Annotated in this window: 19 protein-coding genes; 12 read left to right on the top strand and 7 right to left on the bottom strand. The window is 69.3% G+C overall.

All coding sequences use genetic code 11. The annotated features are described in order from the left end of the window. Window positions 1-128: 128 nt before the first annotated feature. From ACFSJG_RS00160 to ACFSJG_RS00125, 8 genes are all read left to right on the top strand, one after another. On the top strand, window positions 129-908 hold the full coding sequence (locus ACFSJG_RS00160) for an LmeA family phospholipid-binding protein (protein WP_378483178.1): 780 nt from the start codon (window positions 129-131) through the stop codon (window positions 906-908). Beyond that, window positions 905-1,384 carry a thioredoxin family protein gene (locus ACFSJG_RS00155; protein ID WP_378483177.1) on the top strand — a complete coding sequence of 160 codons (480 nt, stop codon included), beginning with the start codon at window positions 905-907 and terminating at the stop codon, window positions 1,382-1,384. Before ACFSJG_RS00160 ends, ACFSJG_RS00155 begins: the two co-directional genes overlap by 4 nt. A gap of 9 nt (window positions 1,385-1,393) precedes the next feature. Continuing rightward, the gene (locus tag ACFSJG_RS00150) at window positions 1,394-1,480 is read left to right on the top strand and encodes a putative leader peptide (protein WP_378483361.1); all 87 of its coding nucleotides are present in this window, start codon (window positions 1,394-1,396) and stop codon (window positions 1,478-1,480) included. A gap of 117 nt (window positions 1,481-1,597) precedes the next feature. Further along, window positions 1,598-2,098: a DUF4395 domain-containing protein gene (locus ACFSJG_RS00145; RefSeq protein ID WP_378483176.1), complete on the top strand. Its 501-nt coding sequence runs from the start codon at window positions 1,598-1,600 to the stop codon at window positions 2,096-2,098. 67 nt (window positions 2,099-2,165) lie between these two features. Next, on the top strand, window positions 2,166-2,999 hold the full coding sequence (locus tag ACFSJG_RS00140) for a sulfurtransferase (RefSeq protein WP_378483175.1): 834 nt from the start codon (window positions 2,166-2,168) through the stop codon (window positions 2,997-2,999). Window positions 3,000-3,004: 5 nt separating this feature from the next. Beyond that, a complete protein-coding gene (locus ACFSJG_RS00135) occupies window positions 3,005-3,310 on the top strand; it encodes a DUF1416 domain-containing protein (RefSeq protein WP_378483174.1) in 306 nt (101 codons plus the stop codon). A gap of 254 nt (window positions 3,311-3,564) precedes the next feature. Continuing rightward, window positions 3,565-4,254, top strand: a complete 690-nt coding sequence (locus tag ACFSJG_RS00130) for a heme-binding beta-barrel domain-containing protein (protein ID WP_378483360.1) — start codon at window positions 3,565-3,567, stop codon at window positions 4,252-4,254. Window positions 4,255-4,359: 105 nt separating this feature from the next. Next, the gene (locus ACFSJG_RS00125) at window positions 4,360-5,913 is read left to right on the top strand and encodes a carboxylesterase/lipase family protein (protein ID WP_378483173.1); all 1,554 of its coding nucleotides are present in this window, start codon (window positions 4,360-4,362) and stop codon (window positions 5,911-5,913) included. Between the two features lie 276 nt (window positions 5,914-6,189). On the opposite strand, the gene ACFSJG_RS00120 is transcribed toward ACFSJG_RS00125, so the two are convergent. From ACFSJG_RS00120 to ACFSJG_RS00095, 6 genes are all read right to left on the bottom strand, one after another. Then, a complete protein-coding gene (locus ACFSJG_RS00120; protein WP_378483172.1) occupies window positions 6,190-7,407 on the bottom strand; it encodes a lipase family protein in 1,218 nt (405 codons plus the stop codon). 86 nt (window positions 7,408-7,493) lie between these two features. After that, entirely contained in the window at window positions 7,494-9,206 is a 1,713-nt protein-coding gene (gene cydC, locus ACFSJG_RS00115; protein WP_378483171.1) for a thiol reductant ABC exporter subunit CydC, read from the bottom strand. Further along, complete coding sequence (gene cydD / locus ACFSJG_RS00110) at window positions 9,203-10,891, bottom strand: thiol reductant ABC exporter subunit CydD (protein ID WP_378483170.1); 1,689 nt, start codon at window positions 10,889-10,891, stop codon at window positions 9,203-9,205. Before cydD ends, cydC begins: the two co-directional genes overlap by 4 nt. Further along, window positions 10,892-11,935 (bottom strand): cytochrome d ubiquinol oxidase subunit II, encoded by a 1,044-nt coding sequence (gene cydB / locus ACFSJG_RS00105; protein WP_378483169.1) that lies wholly within the window; start codon window positions 11,933-11,935, stop codon window positions 10,892-10,894. Window positions 11,936-11,946: 11 nt separating this feature from the next. Then, window positions 11,947-13,443: a cytochrome ubiquinol oxidase subunit I gene (locus ACFSJG_RS00100; protein WP_378483168.1), complete on the bottom strand. Its 1,497-nt coding sequence runs from the start codon at window positions 13,441-13,443 to the stop codon at window positions 11,947-11,949. A 188-nt stretch (window positions 13,444-13,631) separates the two neighbouring features. Continuing rightward, on the bottom strand, window positions 13,632-14,504 hold the full coding sequence (locus ACFSJG_RS00095; protein ID WP_378483167.1) for an aminodeoxychorismate lyase: 873 nt from the start codon (window positions 14,502-14,504) through the stop codon (window positions 13,632-13,634). 70 nt (window positions 14,505-14,574) lie between these two features. On the opposite strand from ACFSJG_RS00095, the gene ygfZ reads away from it, so the two are divergent. From ygfZ to ACFSJG_RS00075, 4 genes are all read left to right on the top strand, one after another. Then, the gene (gene ygfZ, locus ACFSJG_RS00090) at window positions 14,575-15,702 is read left to right on the top strand and encodes a CAF17-like 4Fe-4S cluster assembly/insertion protein YgfZ (RefSeq protein WP_378483166.1); all 1,128 of its coding nucleotides are present in this window, start codon (window positions 14,575-14,577) and stop codon (window positions 15,700-15,702) included. Beyond that, complete coding sequence (locus ACFSJG_RS00085; protein WP_378483165.1) at window positions 15,699-16,361, top strand: MOSC domain-containing protein; 663 nt, start codon at window positions 15,699-15,701, stop codon at window positions 16,359-16,361. Before ygfZ ends, ACFSJG_RS00085 begins: the two co-directional genes overlap by 4 nt. Then, the gene (locus ACFSJG_RS00080) at window positions 16,358-17,314 is read left to right on the top strand and encodes an asparaginase (RefSeq protein ID WP_378483164.1); all 957 of its coding nucleotides are present in this window, start codon (window positions 16,358-16,360) and stop codon (window positions 17,312-17,314) included. Before ACFSJG_RS00085 ends, ACFSJG_RS00080 begins: the two co-directional genes overlap by 4 nt. Window positions 17,315-17,477: 163 nt before the next feature. Beyond that, complete coding sequence (locus tag ACFSJG_RS00075; protein WP_378483163.1) at window positions 17,478-17,684, top strand: DUF3073 domain-containing protein; 207 nt, start codon at window positions 17,478-17,480, stop codon at window positions 17,682-17,684. 176 nt (window positions 17,685-17,860) lie between these two features. Here ACFSJG_RS00075 and purM read toward each other — a convergent pair whose 3' ends face one another. Beyond that, window positions 17,861-18,946, bottom strand: coding sequence for a phosphoribosylformylglycinamidine cyclo-ligase (gene purM, locus ACFSJG_RS00070; RefSeq protein WP_378483162.1), 1,086 nt, complete (start codon window positions 18,944-18,946; stop codon window positions 17,861-17,863). Window positions 18,947-19,034: the final 88 nt, after the last annotated feature.

Below are 19,034 nucleotides of genomic sequence, written 5' to 3'. Positions count from 1 at the left end.
ACGGCCGACAACGATGCCAAGTACGTGGTACAGACTAGCGTGCCACCCCCGCCCGCCGGTGATGTGAGCCCCGCTTCACCGTCCGTGGCCCGACCGGCCCGTCTCCGCTGTCCGTCACAATGGACGTCGTGCGCAAACTGATACTCACCGTGGTGTGCCTGATCGCCGCGGCCGTGCTGGTCGACTTCGGCGCCGCCGCGTACTCGGAGTACCGGGTGTCGCGCGGCCTGCGGGAGGGCGCCGGCCTGGACTCCGATCCGGCGGTGACGATCACGGGATTCCCCTTCCTCACCCAGGCCGCGGAAGGCAGGTACCGACACATCGAGATCCGGGCGGTCGGGGTCCCCAGCGACGAACTCGGGGACGTGTCCGTCGAGGCCGACCTGCACGGCGTGCAGGTCTCCGCGTCGGACCTGGTCAGCGGTGACGTCCGCACCGTTCCGGTCGAGCATCTCGACGGCCGCATCAAGATCGAGGCCACCAGCCTCGGCGCATACCTCGGAATCCCCGACCTCGAGGTCTCCGCGCCACCCGCCGACAAGTCGGACGGCACCGGCGGGTCGGGCGGGTCCGGAATGAGCACCGGCGGCGGCATCGTCCTCACCGGAACCGTCCCCGTCGGACCGCTGACCGCGACGGTCAGCGTGACCGCCGACCTCGTACTCGACGGAGACAACGTCACCATCGTCGCGACGGACCTGTACTTCGGACCGGAGGGCAGCGCCGACTTCACCGTCCCGGCACCGCTCAAGCCGACCGTGCTCGGGCTGTTCAGCAAGCAGGTCGACGTCCGGCAGCTGCCGTTCGGGGTGCGTCCGACGAAGGTGTACGCGCAGGGTTCGCAGGTCGTGATCGAGGGCTCCGGTGACAACGTGGTGATCAATCTCGACGAGATGGCGACGCCGTGACCGGGCTCGTCGTGCTCGCCGTCGCACTGCTCGCGACAATCGCCGTCGCGGCCCTGATCAAGGCCCGGTCCGGGAAGGTCCGTGCGACGGCAGCGCCCGCAGCGGTCGCCGATACCCGCCGAACGCTGCTCGGAGAGGTCGGGGTCCCGGCCGCCGGACCGGCGATCGTGCACTTCTCCGCCGACTGGTGCGGGCCCTGCGCCGCGGTCCGGCGGGTCGTCGCAGGCACCCTCGCCACGCTCGACGCCCGACTGCCCGCCGAGGCGGACCGGCCCGTCGACATCGAACTCGACATCGACGAGAATCCGGCCCTGGCACGCGAACTCGGCGTGCTGTCCCTCCCCACCACGTTCATCTTCGACCGTGACGGCGGACAACGGTTCCGGGTTTCTGGTGTGCCGACGGCGTCCGACCTCGAGCAGGCCCTGGTCCCGCTCTGCCGACCTGAGGGTTCACATCCAGAGGAAACCCGGTAAGCTCGCGGCGTGCACACCGCCACGGAGCTGCTGCTCACCCGACGCCGCGCAGTCGATCTGTGCCGCCTCGGCGGTTGTTGCTGTCCCTGCTGCTGATCCTCACGTCTCACCCGGTTCCCCTCGGCTCGAACGCCGCGAACCCACCGTGACCGATCCCCGAAGCCCCGCCACGTCACAGTTGTGCACGGCCCTCCAGCGCAGGAGCTCTCCGCAATGTCCACGAACACCACCCATGTCGAAACACCCGTGTCCGGCGTCCGCCCGAACGGCCAGGTCGACGTCCGCGGACCGCGGTTCGCGGCCTGGATCACCACGGCCGTCCTGGTCGCGGTGCTCGTCGTCTCCGTGTTCTCGTCCGTCGCGGCGGGAGTGTTGCTCGCCGTCCAGGCCGTCGTGTTCGCGATCGGTGCAGTCGTCGGACCGCGCCGCAGCCCGTACGGCCGACTGTTCGCGGTGGTGGTCGCGCCGCGTCTCGGGCCGGTAACCGAACGTGAACCCGAGGCTCCGCTGAAGTTCGCGCAGCTCGTCGGCGGCATCTTCGCAACCGTCGGGGTGATCGGGTTCTTCGCGGGACTACCGCTGCTCGGCACCGTCGCGACCGGCTTCGCCCTGTTCGCGGCGCTGCTCAACGCCGCCGTCGGCTTCTGCCTCGGCTGCCAGATCTACCCGCTCGTGGCCCGCTTTCGCAGGTCGAACCCGATCGCCGCGGCCTAGCCGCGAGGACCGGGCCGCAGTACCAACCCACCCAGCACTCACGTAAGTCAGTACCGAAAGGAAACCCATGGCACGCTCCGACGTCCTGGTCTCTGTCGACTGGGCCGAGCAGAACCTCGATGCGCCGAACACGGTGTTCATCGAGGTCGACGAAGACACCTCGGCCTACGAAGGTGGCCACATCGAGGGCGCCATCCGCCTCGACTGGCGCAAGGATCTCCAGGACGGCGTCCGACGCGACTTCCTCGACCGCGAGAAGTTCTCGGCGCTGCTCTCCGCGAAGGGCGTCTCCAACGACGACACCGTGATCCTGTACGGCGGCAACAACAACTGGTTCGCGGCGTACGCGTACTGGTACTTCAAGATCTACGGCCACAAGGACGTCAAGCTCGTCGACGGTGGCCGCAAGAAGTGGGAGCTCGACGGTCGTCCGCTGTCGCGCGACGAGGTCGTCCGCCCGGTCACCGAGTACAAGGCCGAGGAGGCCGACACCTCGATCCGCGCCTTCCGCGACGAGGTCATCAACGCGATCGGGGCGAAGAACCTGGTCGACGTCCGCTCCCCCGACGAGTTCGCCGGCAAGATCCTCGCGCCGGCGCACCTGCCGCAGGAGCAGGCGCAGCAGCGTGGTCACGTCCCGGGTGCGATCAACATCCCGTGGTCGACGACCGCGAACGAGGACGGCACCTTCAAGTCGGACGCGGACCTCGAGTCCCTGTACGCGGAGAAGGGCTTCGACGACAGCCGCGAGACCATCGCGTACTGCCGCATCGGCGAGCGCTCGAGCCACACCTGGTTCGTGCTGCAGGAGATCCTCGGCAAGAAGAACGTCAAGAACTACGACGGCAGCTGGGTCGAGTACGGCTCGCTCGTCGGTGCACCGATCGAACTGGGAGCGTAATAGTCATGTGTGGAGCACCCGTTCAGGGTCAGACCCTGCCCGCCGGCGTGGACGCGTCGAAGGAAACCGTCATCACCGGTCGCGTGCTGGCCGCTGACGGCCAGCCGGTCGGCGGCGCGTTCGTGCGCCTGCTCGACGGCACCGGCGAGTTCACCGCCGAGGTCGTGGCGTCCGGAACCGGCGACTTCCGGTTCTTCGCCGCCCCCGGCACCTGGACCGTTCGCGCACTGTCCAGCACCGGCAACGGCGACAACACCATCAGCCCCGAGGGCAACGGCATCCACAACGTGGACATCACCGTCAGCAAGTAAGGGCACTGCCACCTGGTTGGCAACGACAGCGACCCCGCACCGTCCGGTGCGGGGTCGCTGTCGTTCCGGATGAGCATCCCCGGCGTCGCCGCGATGGGGTGGGCGGTCTAAGCTGTCCCCGTGGTCATCTTCTTCGAGGTGCTGCTGGTTCTCGCAGCCGTTCTCATCACCTGGTTCTCGCTGTACGTCGTGTACCGACTGGTCACCGACAAGCCGTGAGCTCGACCGGCACCAGCGGCGAGCCGCTCGACCCGATCGGCGGGGAATCCGCGGACGCCGAGTCCGAACAGTCTGCTCCGACGATCAAGCGCGGCAGCGGCGACAAGGCCGTGGCCGACGCGATCGAGCGCGCCAAGGACACCGCCGGACGGAACGTCCCCGTCCTCCCCGGGCTCCCACTGCCCGAGGACACGGCCAACCTGCGACTCGGGCCGGACCTGAACCCGGAACTCCTCGCCCTGCTGCCGCTCGTCGGTGTGTGGCGCGGCGAGGGAGAGGGCAACAACCCCGAGTCCGGCGACTACCGCTTCGGACAGCAGATCGTCGTCTCCCACGACGGCGGCAACTACCTGCGCTGGGAGTCCCAGTCGTGGGTTCTCGACGCCGAGGGCAACTACGTCCGCCCCGACCTGCGCGAGAGCGGGTTCTGGCGGGTCAGTGGCGACGGCATCCCGGGCAGCGTCGACGAAGAGACCGTCGAACTGCTCCTGACGCACGCCTCGGGTGTGATCGAGCTGTACTACGGCACCGCGCTCACGCAGTCGAGCTGGGAGCTCGCCACGGACGTGGTGATCCGCAGCAAGCACGGCGCGCTCGTGGGCGGCGCCAAGCGCCTGTACGGCATCATCGAGGGCGGCGACCTCGCCTACGTCGAGGAGCGCATCCTCGCGGACGGCGAGCTGAAGCCGCACCTGTCGGCACGACTGGCCCGCTACATCGGCTGACCGCCACACCCGTGCACACGCACGGAACGCGGGCGCATTCGTCGCGCACCCGCCTGGAGTCGTCGTTGTTCGCCGTACAGTCGGGGCACGACCTCAGGAGCGACGATGACACCGCACTCACCCGCCGCGGCCTCGCACCGAGCTGATGCCCCGATCTTCGAGACCGTGCACGGTCCCGTCCGCGGGACGACCGACGGGGCGGTGCGGTCCTGGAAGGGGATCCGGTACGCCGAGGCTCCGACCGGCGACCTCCGCTACCGGGCGCCCCGATCGCCCGCGCGGTGGACCGACGTCCTGGACTGTACGGACTTCGGGCCGTGCGCCCCGCAGACCAGGATCGCGGCGATCAAGCTGGGCACGGACGCCAGAACCGACGAGGACTGCCTGTCGCTGAACGTGTGGGCACCCGCCGAGGCAGAGGGCCTGCCGGTACTCGTGTGGATTCACGGCGGCGCCTACTTTCGCGGCGCCTCCCGCCAACCCCTGTACGACGGCCGGGCCCTCGCGGCAGGCGGCGCCGTCATCGTCACGGTCAACTACCGGATCGGCGTCTTCGGATTCGTGGACTTCTCGTCGCTCGACGACAGCGTCGACTCCAATGTGGCCCTGCGTGACATGGTCGCAGCCCTCGAATGGGTCCGCGACAACATCTCCGCGGTGGGCGGCGATCCGGGCCGCGTCACGCTCTTCGGCGAGTCCGCCGGCGGCGGCGCGGTCACGACACTGATGACCGTTCCCGCCGCGCGGGGCCTGTTTCACCACGCCATCGCGGAGAGCTCGCCCGCAACGTCCGTCTACAACTCGGAGCGGGGCGCCACGGTCGCCCGCCGGTTTCTCGAAGTACTCGGCGGGAGCGGCGATCCGAACCGGCTCCGGTCGGCGTCCGTCGACGAGTTGGTCGCGGCGTCGGACGAGCTCTTCGCCCGGGTACCGGAGGAGTATCCGGGCACACTCGCGTTCGCTCCGATCGTGGACGGGGAGTTCCTGCCCGACTATCCGCTCGACGTCTTCCGCAGGGGCGAAGCGAATCCCGTCCCGTTGCTGATCGGGACCAACCGTGACGAGAGCTCACTCTTCCGGCTCATGAAGTCACCGCTGATGCCCCTGGACCCCGAGGTGATCCGGTCGATGTTCTCGGAGATCGCCGCCGAACATCCCGACGTCGAGCCGCCCGACGAACCGCACATCGAATCGGTGTATGCCGGATTGGGCAAGGTGGGAGACAGCCTCGCGCTGACCCGTGACTTCGCGTTCCGGTTACCCGCACTGTGGATCGCCGAGGCACACAGCGCGATCGCACCGACGTGGCTGTACCGGTTCGACTACGCGACGCCGATGCTCGACGTGCTGCGGATCGGCGCCACTCACGGCGTCGAGCTGCCCTACGTCTTCGGCAACATCGCGCACCACCCGAAGGACGTCACCTACCTGCTCGGCGGGCTGTCCACGGGCCGCCGCATCTCGGCCCGCATGCGACATCGATGGGTGGCGTTCGCGACCTCCGGCCGCCCCGAGGGACCGGACGGCGAACCTGAATGGGCATCCTACGACGTCGCGGGCCGGGCGACGCTGGTGATCGACAAGCACGACCGGGCGGTGCCCGACCTCGATCGTGCGGTTCGGCTGGCGTGGGGCGACGACGTCATCGCCTTCACCTGATCGGCGCGTCGGAGGCACCGGACGCAGAACGACCCCCGAGCCGGACGTGAACGTCCTGATCCCGGTCGGACTTGGCCGGGAGACTCGGGGGCCGGGTGGCTGTTGGGGATTCGCCGGCCGCGGATGCGGTTGGTGAACCCTTCAGCGTCGTTGGCTAGCGGACAGCCACCTCACGCGTCCTGTAGTTCTTCAACTTCAGACCACCTCCTTCCTCGTGTACCGCCGAAAGTACGCCGGTGCGGTCACCTCGGCAACGGATTATTCGCGACGGGCGTTTCAGCAGGTCGAGGGCGCGGGAACGCCGCGGAACCGGCCGTCGAGCCAGTCGAGCGCCTGCGGCAGCCCGAGCACGGCCGCCGACAGGTGATCCGGGCTCGGTGTGAGGAGCGTCTGCACGGGGACACCCGCGTCGCAGTACCGGCGGATTGTGTTGTCGATCGCGTCGACGGGCACGAGCGTGTCCGTCGGGCTGTGCCACTCGAAGAGTGGGACCGCGGGGATGCCGGGGTACATCTCCAGGCTGTTCTCCTCCATCACCTGCCAAGCGGACGGATCGTCCATGAAGTTGACGTTGTCGGTGACCTGGCTTGCGGATCTCCCGACCCCCCAGAACATGATCTCGTTGGTGCAGCCGTCCCGGATCATCGACTGGAGCCACCGACCGTTGTCGTTGAGCTGCCCAGAGACGTTCATCCGTTCGGGGTACTCGCGTTCGAGGCCGAGGGCTGCGGCCATCGCGAGACCGAACGCGGGATGCGGGTTCGTACCGAGCGCCGAGGCCATCTTCACCAGATTCATCGGCACGCCGCCCTCCGCGGCGCCGACGATGTCCAATTCGGGTGCATAGGTCGGTGCGAGCGCGGCCGCCCAGGCCGTCGCCATGCCCCCGCCGGAGTAGCCGCCCAGCCCGACGGGGCTGTTCACCACCCTCAGCTCGGGCACCCGCTTGACCGCGCGGATCCCGTCGAGAGTCACCTGACCGCCGAGTTTCGCTGCACCGTAGGCCATTCGGGGTCCGAGGTGATCGGGCAGTGCGACGGCCCAGCCACGGGCGAGGGCGATGTTCAGTCCCGGTGCCTCACGGATCTGGGTCAGCGGGTCGGTCGTGTACAGCTCGGTCGCGATCTTGCACTTGTGTCCGAGCGCATTGATGATGTGCTGGTACGACACCAGGGGGCTGTCGGGAACGAAGTTCGGCGGCACCAGGAGCGTCGTGTTCGCGGCGATCGGCTTGCCCTCGGAATCCGTTGTCCGGAAGAGCAGTTCCCACACCTCACTGCCCGGGAAGTACAGATTGGGTGGCATCTGCCGGATCTTGAGGACGTCGCCCGGCTGGTGCGCCGCGACGAGATCCGCGGGCGCACCGAAGAAGGGATCCGGATCCGCGACCGGGTAGATGGGCAGCGCTGCGGCGGGGCCGCCCGTGGACAGGGCGAGCGCGGCCACGAGGCCCGCTATCGGCAGGGTGACGAGTCGGCGAATCAACGTTCCCATGAACAACTCCCAGAGCCGTATGGACGTGTGACCGAACGCTTCGACCGGCCACTATGCCAGTAGCGCACCCCCGGTGCAGTGTTTCGTCACCGCACCGTGTCCATTCCGGCTGGTCGGTTTCGGCTCGTCGTGGACGGTCGCTCGACGGTGACGATCCTGTCTGCGCGAACAGATTCCGGCAGGTGATGCGTCACCACGACGACGGTGCGACCGGCGTCGACCAGACTCGCGCCGCGGTCCAGCAGCCCGCGCAGGACATCGGACGCCGCGTCGGCGTCGAGATGTTCGGTCGGCTCGTCGAGCAGCAGGACGCGCGCCGGCGACACGAGGGCGCGGGCCAGCAGGATGCGGCGACGCTGGCCACCCGACACGGACCGTGCACCCGCGTGCAGTGTGGTGTGGACGCCGTCGGGGAGCGACCCGACCCACTCCCCCAGCCCGACCTTCGCCAGCACCGCGACCGCCTCGTCCTCGGTGAGATCCCCCCGGGCGACCCGCAGGTTCTCGAGCACCGACGTGTCGAACAGGTGCGCGTCCTCGGCGAAGAAGCCGACGTCGCGGCGCAACGCCTCGGGGTCGACGTCGGCCAGCGGCGTGCCGCCCACGGCGACGGTCCCCTCGACGGGCGGCAGCAGGCCCGCCAGCGTCATGAGCAGGGTCGTCTTGCCCGAACCGGAGGGCCCGACGACCGCCGTCCGTGATCCCGACGGCAGGTCCAGGCCCACCCGGGGTCCCGCGTCGGCACCGGGCCAGCCGCAGCGCAGACCCGAGGCCGTCAGGTGCACGGGCACCGGGACGGGATTGCTTCCGGTCGGCTGCGGTCGCGCTGCCCGGTCGAGCAGTTCCATGATGCGAGCGGACGCGAGCCTGCCGCGGGTCAGCGCGACCGCGGCAGCGGGCAGCGCCGACGTCGCCTCGAAGGCGGACAGCGGCAGCAGGACGAGGATGCCGAGCGCCATCGGCGTCATTCCTCCCGCGGTTCCGCCGTCCGGCCCGTACAGCGTGATGCCGATGAGCAGCGAGGCGAGGACGCTCGCGCCGATCGCGAGCGGCGTCGCGGCGTCGGCGAACGCGGTGGGCACCGCGGCCCGGTCCGTGGCGACGACGACGTCCCGGTCGTGTCGGTCGGCGCGCGCGACCGTCTCGTCGAGCCGGCCCGCCACGCGCAGTTCGGCGGCATGGTCGAGGGCCAGGACCGCGGTCTCGGCGTAGCGGGCGGTCGCGGCCGCCCCCGCGGAGGCCGCGAGCCGGGCGGACCGGGCCGCGAGCATCGGCGCCAGGACGCCGGAGACGGCGAGCGCGACCGCGAGAACCAGTGCCGCCGCGGGCGAGATCAGGGCGAGTCCCACGACGGCGGCCAACGCCATGACGACGGCCACGACCATCGGGACGAGCGCCCGGATGACGACGTCGCCGAGCGCGTCGACGTCCGCGCCGGTGCGGGCCAGGAGGTCACCTCGGCGCAGTCCCGCCGGTGCGGCGGGGTCGCCGACGGCGAGTCGGCGGTACAGGTTCTCCCGCGCCGACACGGTGCCGCGGAGCGCGGCGTCGTGGGTGGCGAGACGCTCCAGGTACCGGAAGAGTCCTCGGGAGATGCCGAGTGCGCGGACCGCGACGACGGCGACGGTGAGGTCGAGCACCGGCGGCATCTGCCAGGCGCGGGTGATCAGCCAGGCGGAGAGTGCGGCCAGCGCCAGGGCGCTGCCGAGGGTCGCGACCCCGGCGAGGACGGCGTACAGGACGCGGCGCGGCGACAGTTCGAGCAGTGCCAGGGCCCGGTACAGCGGATCGCGTGTCACGCGGGCACCTCCGCCGCGACCGTCACGACGCTGTCGGCGGCGGCGAGCACCGACGCGCGGTGACCGACGAGGAGTACCGCCGCACCGGACTCGGCGAGTGCTCGGATCGCTGCCAGCACCCGCGCCTCGGATTCGGCGTCGAGATGCGCGGTGGGTTCGTCGAGCAGCACCACCGATGCCTCGGTGAGGAGAGTTCGGGTGAGGGCGAGCCGCTGGCGCTGCCCGAGTGACAGCCCGATGCCGCCGGCGCCGACGACGGTGTCCCATCCGTTCGGGGACTCCCGCAGGACGTCGTCGAATCCGGTTGCAGCGCACACGGAGTCGACCCTGCGCGGGTCCGCGTCGACCGGTCCCGTCAGTTCGAGGTTCTCCCGCAGCGTTCCGGGTACGAGCACCGGATGCTGCGGGAGCCAGGCCACCGACTTCCACCAGAGCTGCGGGTCGAGGTCGCGAATGTCGGTGCCGCCGACCTGCGCCGAGCCTTCGTCCGGCTCGGCGAGACCGAGGATCACCTGGACCGCCGACGACTTGCCCGCGCCGTTGGGGCCGGTCAGTGCGGTCACCTTTCCGGGAGCCAGGATGAGGTCGAGACCTCGTGGCGCCCAGCCCGATCGGCTGCGCATCCCGACACGGCGCAGTGCGACCACGCCCGCAGGCACCGGAGCGCCACCGGGGGGCCGGGCGTCGGCCCGGCCGTCGAGGACGCCGAATGCCTTGTCGGCCGCGGCCATTCCGTCCTCCGCGGCGTGGAACTGCGCACCCACGGTCCGCAGCGGCAGGTACACCTCGGGCGCGAGCACCAGCGCGATCACACCCGCCTGCAACGCCATCTCGCCGAACACCAGGCGCAGGCCGATGCTCACCGCGATCAGCGCGACCGACAACGTCGCCAGGAGTTCGAGCACCATGGACGAGAGGAACGCGATGCGCAGCGACGACATCGTCGTGCGCCGGTGCTCGTCACCGAGTGTCCGGACCCGGTCCTGCGGACCACGCTCACGTCCGAGTGCGCGCAGGGTCGGCAGTCCGGCGAGGAGGTCGAGGAGCTGCGCGGACAGCGCGGTCATGGTGCGCAGCGACGCGGCGGCCTTGCCGCGGGTGAGCAGTCCGATCAGGATCATGAAGATCGGGATCAGTGGCAGGGTGATCACGACGATCACCGCCGACGTCAGGTCCGTGACCATGATGACGAGCAGCGTCAGCGGGGTGACCGTGACCGCCAGCAGCAACGCAGGCAGGTAGCCGGTGAGATAGGCGCGCAGCCCCTCGATTCCCCGGGTCAGGACCGTGGCGGTCTCGTCCCGCCGGGGGTCGAGGTCGCGGGGGGCCAGGTCGGTCGCCGCCGCGAGCACCTCGGCGCGAAGCTCACCGATGACCCGCGACGCGGACCTGTGCGCGAACCGTGACTGCAGCCAGGTCGCCGTCACCCGCACCGCGACCGCGGCAGCGAGGACGGTGAGCTCACCGGACCAGTGTGCGACGCTGCGGGCGTCCGGATCGGTGATGACGCCGGCGAGCACGGTGCCGATCATGACCGCCGAGACGATCACGGCGGCCGCGACCACCAGCGACAGCGTCACCGTGAGCACCAGGTGGCCGCGTGCGGACCGCGAGTACCGCCACATCCGGGGATCCACCGGCCCGCGCCTGCGGGATGCGGGCGCGGCCGGGGCTTCTGCAACCATCTAGCTGGTCTTGATCGGCAGTCCGATCGACGGCGGGATGTGGGCGGTCGAGATGCGCTTGCGGAACACCCAGTACGTCCAGCCCTGGTAGATCAGCACCACCGGGGTCATGAACGCCGCCGCCCAGGTCATCACCTTGAGCGTGTACGGGCTCGACGAGGCGTTGTAGATGGTCAGGCTGTAGTCGTCGGAGATCGTGGACGGCATCACGTTCGGGTACAGCGACGCGAACAGCAGCACCACAGCGCCGATCACCGCGACGGTGGTGAGCACGAACGCCCAGCCCTCCCGGGCGACCGCGGTCAGGGCCACGACGCCGAGGAGTGCGGCCGCGGCGATGCCGACGAGGATCCAGGTCCAGCCCTTGCCGTAGGCGAGCTGGGTCCACAGCACGAACGCGCCGGCGATCACGACCGCCGGGATCGACAGCCGGGAGGCGAGTTTCACCGCGTCCTCGTGCACCTCGTCGGCAGTCTTGAGCGCGATGAAGACGGCACCGTGCAGCGCGAACACGATCGCGGTGGTGGCGCCACCGAGCAGCGCGTACGGGTTCAGCAGGTCGAAGAATCCGGAGACGACCTGCCGGTTCTCGTCGATCGCCACGCCGCGGACGATGTTCGCGAACGCGACGCCCCACAGGACCGCGGGCACCCAGGAACCGAGGATGATGCCCCAGTCCCACCGCGACCGCCACGTCGCGTCGTCGATCTTGCCGCGGTACTCGATCGCGCACACACGCACGATCAACGCGACAAGGATCAGCAGCAGCGGCAGGTAGAAGCCGGAGAACAACGTGGCGTACCACTCCGGGAAGGCCGCGAACAGTGCACCGCCCGCCGTGAGCAGCCAGACTTCGTTGCCGTCCCAGACGGGTCCGATCGTGTTGAGCACGACTCGCCGTCGGGTGTCGTTGTCCGCCGATCCGTTCTTGCTCCGCCCGAGCACCGGCATGAGCATGCCGACACCGAAGTCGAATCCCTCGAGCACGAAGTAGCCGATGAACAGCACCGCGATGAGGATGAACCAGAGTTCCTGAAGTCCCATGTCCGTCTCCTCTAGTACGCGAACGACAGCTGCTCGGGCTTGCCGGTGTCGTCCGGCTCGTCGGGTTTGTCACCTGGCGGGTGCGCGTCGTGCGGGAGCGGTCCCTCGATGGTGTAGCGGCGGATCAGCCAGAACCAGACGACGCCGAGTGCGGCGTACAGCAGGGTGAACACGATCAGCGACGTCCAGACGGTGGCGACAGAATGATTGGAGACGCCCTGGTCCACGGTCAGGCGGATCATGTCCACGCCAGTGGGATTCGGATGCACCACCCAGGGCTGACGTCCCATCTCGGTGAAGATCCAGCCGGCGCTGTTGGCGAGGAACGGCGTCGGGATCACCAGGATGCTCAGCCAGCCGAACCACTTCTGGTCCGGTACCCGGCCACGTCTGGTCACCCACAGCCCGACGATGGCGAGCAGCGCCGAACCGGCCGCGAGGCCGATCATCGCGCGGAAGGACCAGTAGGTGACGAAGAGGTTCGGTCGGTAGTTGCCCGGGCCGAACTGCTCCTCGTACTGCACCTGTAGGTCTTCGACACCCTGCAGCGTGACACCGCTGAAGCTGCCCTCGGCGAGGTAGGACAGGATGCCCGGGACCTCGATGACACGGGTGACGCTGTCGCAGTTGTTCTGCGTGCCGATGGTCAGGATCGAGAAGCTGGGGTCGGTTTCGGTGTGACACAACGACTCCGCGGACGCCATCTTCATCGGCTGCTGCTCGAACATCAGCTTGGCCTGGATGTCACCGGTGAAGATCAGCGCGACGCCGGAGATGATCATCACCCACAGTCCGAGTCGGGCAGCGGGCCGGAACATGGTGCGTGCCTCGGTTTCCATCCGCTCGGCCTCGGCGGGTTCGGCTGCCTTGGCGCGGCGCATGTTCCGGACCATCCACCAGCCGGCGATGCCGGCGACGAATGTCGCGGCAGTGAGGAAGGCACCCGCGATGACGTGTGGGAAGGCCGCCAGGGTGGTGTTGTTCGTCAGCAGGGTCCAGATGCTGGTCAGCTCCGCGCGGCCGGTCTCCTCGTTGTAGATCGCACCGACCGGATGCTGCATGAACGAGTTCGCGGAGATGATGAAGTACGCCGACGCGTTCACGCCGATCGCGACCAGCCAGATGGTGGCGAGGTGAACCAGTTTCGGCAGTCGACCCCAACCGAAAATCCACAGGCCGAGGAAGGTGGACTCGAGGAAGAAGGCCACGAGGCCCTCGAGTGCGAGCGGGGCACCGAACACGTCGCCGACGAAGCGGGAGTACTCGCTCCAGTTCATGCCGAACTGGAATTCCTGCACGATGCCGGTGGCGACACCGAGCGCGAAGTTGATGAGGAAGAGCTTTCCGAAGAACTTGGTGAGGCGGTACCAGTGGTCCTTCTTCGTGACCACCCACATCGTCTGCATGATCGCGATCAGCGGGGCGAGCCCGATGGTCAACGGGACGAGAATGAAGTGATAGACCGTCGTGATTCCGAATTGCCATCGCGACACGTCGAGTGCGTCCATGTCTACTCCCGGTCCGGGCCCGTGGGACAGGCTTGCCGGAACTGCAGGTGTGGGCTGACACATGCAGTCCGTTCAAAAGGTAACCCCCGCAGCACCGAACCGCAGGCCTTCGTCTACTACGGACAGTAGTAAAGAAGTTCCCAATCGCCTATCCGCCGGACCGAACCGTGCGGCGAGTCACATTCCGGTCACGCCGCGTCGGCCTCCACACCCACCGTCCCGACAGCGAGATCCACCAGGCCGGAAAGCTCTTCGGCGACATCCGGCTCCGGCAGCGACAACCCGTCGAGGGTGTGCACGCGCGCCGCGAGCGTGACGCTCGACAGCAGCCAAACACCATCCGCGGCAATCAGATCGGCAGGCCGCAACGCCGAGGTCTCGCACCGGAACCGATGCGCGCCCGCCACCGCGAACAACGCCTGCTGTGTCGTACCGGGAAGGATGCCGTGCTCGACGGGCGGCGTGATCAGCGTGCGACCCCGGGCGATCAGCACCGTGGAGCGCGGCCCCTCGAGCACCAGACCCTCACTGCTGGTGAAGATCACGTCGTCCATGCCCTTGGACTGCGCGTACCGAACTGCCGCCATGTTCGTCGCGTAGGAGAGCGTCTTCGCCCCGAGCAGCAGCCACGGCGCCTTGTCCACGACGTCCACGGAGAAACCCCGGTCGAGAGTGCACACCGACACCCCTTCCTCGCGGGCGGCCGCCACCCGGTCCGCTATCGGTCCCACCGTGACATACGCGGTCGGATCCCCGCCCGACTCCCGGCCCCGACCGAGCACCAGGCGCATCGCACCCTCCCGTTCGGCACCCCACTCCTCGACGGCGACGGCGACCGCCGTCCGCCAGGCGTCCAGGTCGGGGCGGGGCAGGTCCAGCATCGCCGCGGAATTCGCGAACCGGGCCAGATGCAGTTCGATCGTGCATGGCGCCCCACCCCGGACGAGGATCGTCTCGAAGACCCCGTCGCCACGCACCGCGGCGAGATCGTCCGCGCACAGCAGCGGGGCGTCCGCGTCCTGCACCGCGCCGTCCAAGGTCACCAGCACCTGCTCAGCCATGTCCCCACACTACGACGGGCCCTCACCTGCCCCGGCGTGCCGACACGGACGCCCCTCCTACACTGGAAGCGTGTCCGAGTCCGTGCGCATCACGCCGAGTCCACTACTCACCACCGCCGGGGCAGTCCCCAATCCCGACGACTCTCCCGACGCGGGTGTCGCCTGGCACTACGGCGACCCGCTCCGGGAACAGCGGACGGCCGAACGCGCGGTCGCGATCGTCGACCGATCCAACCGGTTCGTGCTGTCGATCGGAGGTGACGAGCGGCTCTCCTGGCTGCACACCATCTCCAGCCAGCACGTGACCAACCTGCCCGACGGCACCAGCGCCGAGAACCTCAGCCTCGACCTGAACGGCCGCGTCGAACACCACTTCGTCCTCACCGACCAGGTCGGTGTCACCTGGATCGACACCGAGGCCACGACCGGCCCGGAGCTGCTGACCTTCCTGCAGAAGATGGTGTTCTGGGCGAAGGCGGAACCGAAGCCCGAGCCCGAGACGGCGGTCCTGTCACTGCTCGGACCCGACGTCCGCCGCCCGCGGTTCCTCGAGGCACTCGGCATCGCGGAGCTGCCCGGAACGTACGAGGCGGTCGCGCTGCCCGGCGGCGGTTTCCTGCGCTCGATGCCGTGGCCCGGCGAGCACGCCTGGGACCTCGTCGTCCCGCGCGAACGCCTCGGAGACTGGTGGCGAACCCTCACGGAGGCAGGCGCCGAGCCGGCCGGAACGTGGGCGTTCGAGGCACTGCGCGTCACGGCGCTGCGCCCCCGCCTCGGCCTGGACACCGACGATCGCACCATCCCGCACGAGGTCGGGTGGATCGGCGGCGTCGCCGAACACGGAGCCGTCCACCTCGACAAGGGCTGCTATCGCGGTCAGGAGACCGTCGCGCGGGTCCACAATCTCGGCAAGCCGCCCAGGCACCTGGTGCTGCTCCACCTCGACGGCTCGGCGGACACCCGACCCGTCCCCGGCGACGCCGTCACCGCCGGCGGTCGCACGGTCGGTCGCGTCGGTACGGTCGTCGACCACCACGAACTCGGCCCGATCGCCCTTGCCCTGCTCAAGCGCTCCGTCCCCGCCGACACCGCCCTCGAGGCAGGAAACACAGCGGCCGCGATCGACGCCGACTCGGTGCCGGACCACGACGATTTCCAGCCCGGCCGCGCGGCCGTCGACCGATTGCGCGGCCGGTGAGCCCGCAGACGGGCTGCGTGGACGCCGTCTGCCGACTGTTCGCCGAACGGGATTCGGGAACGAGGCGGGTACCACGCACCGCCATCGACAAACGCGCCGTCGAGGGGCCGGTGGCCGTCGACGGGAACGGGCTCGACGGCGACCGGGTCTGCGACACCGAGCACCACGGCGGCCCGTTCAAGGCCGTCTACGCGTACTCGACGACCGAGTCCGCACGCTGGCAGGACGAACTGGGCCGCGAGCTGCATGCCGGCTGGTTCGGCGAGAACCTGCGGGTGAGCGGTGTCGCGACCAGCGACGCCGTCATCGGCGAGCGGTGGCTGCTCGGGGACACCCTCGAACTCGAGGTCACCGGGCCGCGCACCCCGTGCGGCACCTTCGGCGTGTGGGCGGCCGAACCGCAGTGGGTCAAGCGGTTCGCCGAGCGCGGTGACACCGGCGCGTACCTCAAGGTGATCACCCCTGGTCCCGTCGAGGCAGGCGACCCGATCACCGTCGTGCACGTCCCGGACCACGGCGTCACCGTGCGCGACCTGTTCACCGGCCGCGACCCGGCGCGGATGGCGCTTCTCCTCGAGCAACAGCCCGGCCTGTCGCCTACTGTCGAGGACAAGGCACGCAGGCGAATCGCCGGGCTGAAGGTGCGGGTGGAGTATTGAGCGTCGAGCTGGTCGAGGTCGTCCGATCCGGTTTCCGCGAGTGCGTGCACCGCGGATCGCTCGTCGTGCTCGATCCATCCGGTGAGACCCTCCTCGCCCTCGGCGAGGTGAACACCCCGATCTACCCGCGGTCCGCGAACAAACCGCTGCAGGCCGTCGCGATGCTCCGAAACGGGTTCGCCCCCGTCGATTCCCGGGAGGTCGCGCTGTCCACCGCATCGCACAGCGGCGAACCCGAGCACGTCGCCGGGGTGCTGTCGCTGCTCGAGCGCAACGGGCGCTCCGAACGCGACCTGCGGTGCCCGTCGGACCTGCCCGGGAACGACGTCGCCCGGGCCCGGGTGCTGGCGCTCGGCGGCGGCCCGCGACCGGTGTTCATGAACTGCTCCGGCAAGCACGCGGCGATGGTGTCTGTGTGCGCCACCCGCGACTGGCCCCTCGACACCTACCTGGACGCGACCCATCCCCTGCAGCGGGAGATCCGGGAGACCATCGCGGAGCTGTCCGGTGAGGACGAGTACGAGCTCGGCATCGACGGCTGCGGACTCCCGATCGTGCCGCTGTCCCTGACCGCGCTGGCCCGGGCCTTCTCCGCGCTCGTGACCGCCGATCCGGGCAGTGCCGAACGCACGGTCGCTGACGCCGTCCGCGAGCACCCGTGGCAGGTGTCGGGAACCGGGCTGGACGACGAGCGCCTGATGGCGTCGGTCCCGGGTCTGCTGTGCAAGGTCGGGGCCGACGGTGTCCACGCGGGCGCCCTCCCCGGCGGACGGTCCTTCGCCTTGAAGATCGACGACGGCAGCGACCGGGCCCGGCTGCCGCTGACGGCGGCGATCCTGCACCGTATCGGTGTCGACTGGACCGAGGATCTCGCCGAGCTGGCGTCCGCTCCGGTGCTCGGCGGCGGCATGCGCGTGGGCACCGTCAGAGCCATTCCCGACGTGCTGAGATGACCTCGCCGGAGCAGCTGAGATGAATCAGACACCGCTCCTGGGCAGGGGAAGGAGCGCTCGCCGGTTTCTCACGCTAGAGTGTCTGTCAGGAAGACACACACACTCAAAACGGGGCCGCCAAAAATTCCCAGGCCGCCCCGCTTAAAGCGCGAGGGGGTTGGCCATGGGCCGCGGCCGGGCTAAGGCAAAGCAGACCAAGGTTGCACGCGAGCTCAAGTACAGCTCGCCTAGCACAAACTTCGACAGCCTCCAGCGTGAGCTGTCGGGTGCCTCGTCGAACTCCCACAGGAACGGGTCCTACAGCGATCAGCGTTCCGAGGACAGCGCATCGCGCTGGGACGACGAAGACAACGACGACTGGCGTCGCTGACGCCCGCCGACACCGGCGACACGCACCTGCGCAGCACCGAATGAGGGGGAGCCCCGGCTCCCCCTCATTTTCCGCATGCGCTCCCGCTGTGTGAACGCGCCGGGCAGCTGCTCGAAACGGCGAACCGCCCGAACCCCTGAGGGATTCGGGCGGTTCACTGTTGTCGAATGCGCTCGTCAGAAGCGCGGGTGCTCGCCCACCATGCGGACCAGCTCGGCGCCGTCGTGCTTGTCCGTCGCCTTGGCCACGGTCCCGAGGGTCCAGCAGTCGATGTGCCGGGCCGTCAGCACGGCGAGGGCGCGGTCCACGTCCTCGGGTGCGACGATCGCGACCATGCCGACGCCCATGTTGAACGTCGCCTCCAATTCGGCGCGCTCGACACGGCCACGCTGGCCGATCATCGTGAACACCGGTGCGGGGCTCCACGTCCCGCGATCCAGCTCGGCGACCAGGCCCTTCGGCATGACCCGAGCCAGGTTGTTCGCCAGTCCGCCGCCGGTGACATGGCAGAAGGTCCGCACGTCGGTCTCGGCGATCAGCGCGAGGCAATCCTTCGCGTAGATCTTGGTCGGCTCGAGCAGCTCCTCACCGAGGGTGCGGCCGAACTCCTCGACGTGCCCGGTCAGCGACATCCGGTCGATCTCGAGCAGCACCTTGCGGGCCAGCGAGTAGCCGTTCGAGTGCAGACCCGACGAACCCATCCCGATCACGACGTCACCGGGGCGCACCCGGTCCGGACCGAGCACCGCGTCGGCCTCGACGACACCGACACCGGTTGCGGAGAGGTCGTAGTCGCCGTCGGCCATCACACCGGGATGCTCGGCCGTCTCGCCGCCGAGCAGCGCGCATCCGGCCAGGATGCAGCCCTGTGCGATGCCGCCGACGATCTCGGCGACACGCTCGGGGACGACCTTGCCGACCGCGATGTAGTCCTGGAGGAACAGCGGCTCGGCACCGCACACCACCAGGTCGTCCACGACCATCGCCACCAGGTCGAGGCCGACGGTGTCGTGCTTGTCGAGGGCCTGCGCGACCGCCAGCTTCGTGCCGACACCGTCGGTGGACGCCGCGAGCAGCGGCTCCTTGTAGCCACCCTTGAGGGAGAACAGTCCGGCGAATCCGCCCAGCCCCCCGAGCACCTCGGGACGGCTGGCCTTCTTCGCGAGCGGGGCGAACAGCTCCACCGCCCGGTCGCCGGCAGCGATGTCGACCCCGGCCGCAGCGTAGGACGCGCCGGCGGAGGGCTTCTGGTCGTCGGTCATCGGGTTACTCAGCTCCAGCTGTGATCTCGTCAGTGCGCCTGGCACTGCCTGGGTTCTACGTGGTGTCGGACGTCGTCGGCACGAGTAT

The sequence above is a fragment of the Rhodococcus gannanensis genome (genome assembly GCF_042681175.1).
GTDB lineage: Bacteria > Actinomycetota > Actinomycetes > Mycobacteriales > Mycobacteriaceae > Rhodococcus_G > Rhodococcus_G gannanensis.
Note: the sequence above shows the minus strand (reverse complement) of the source record. Positions and strands in the feature narration are given on the sequence as shown.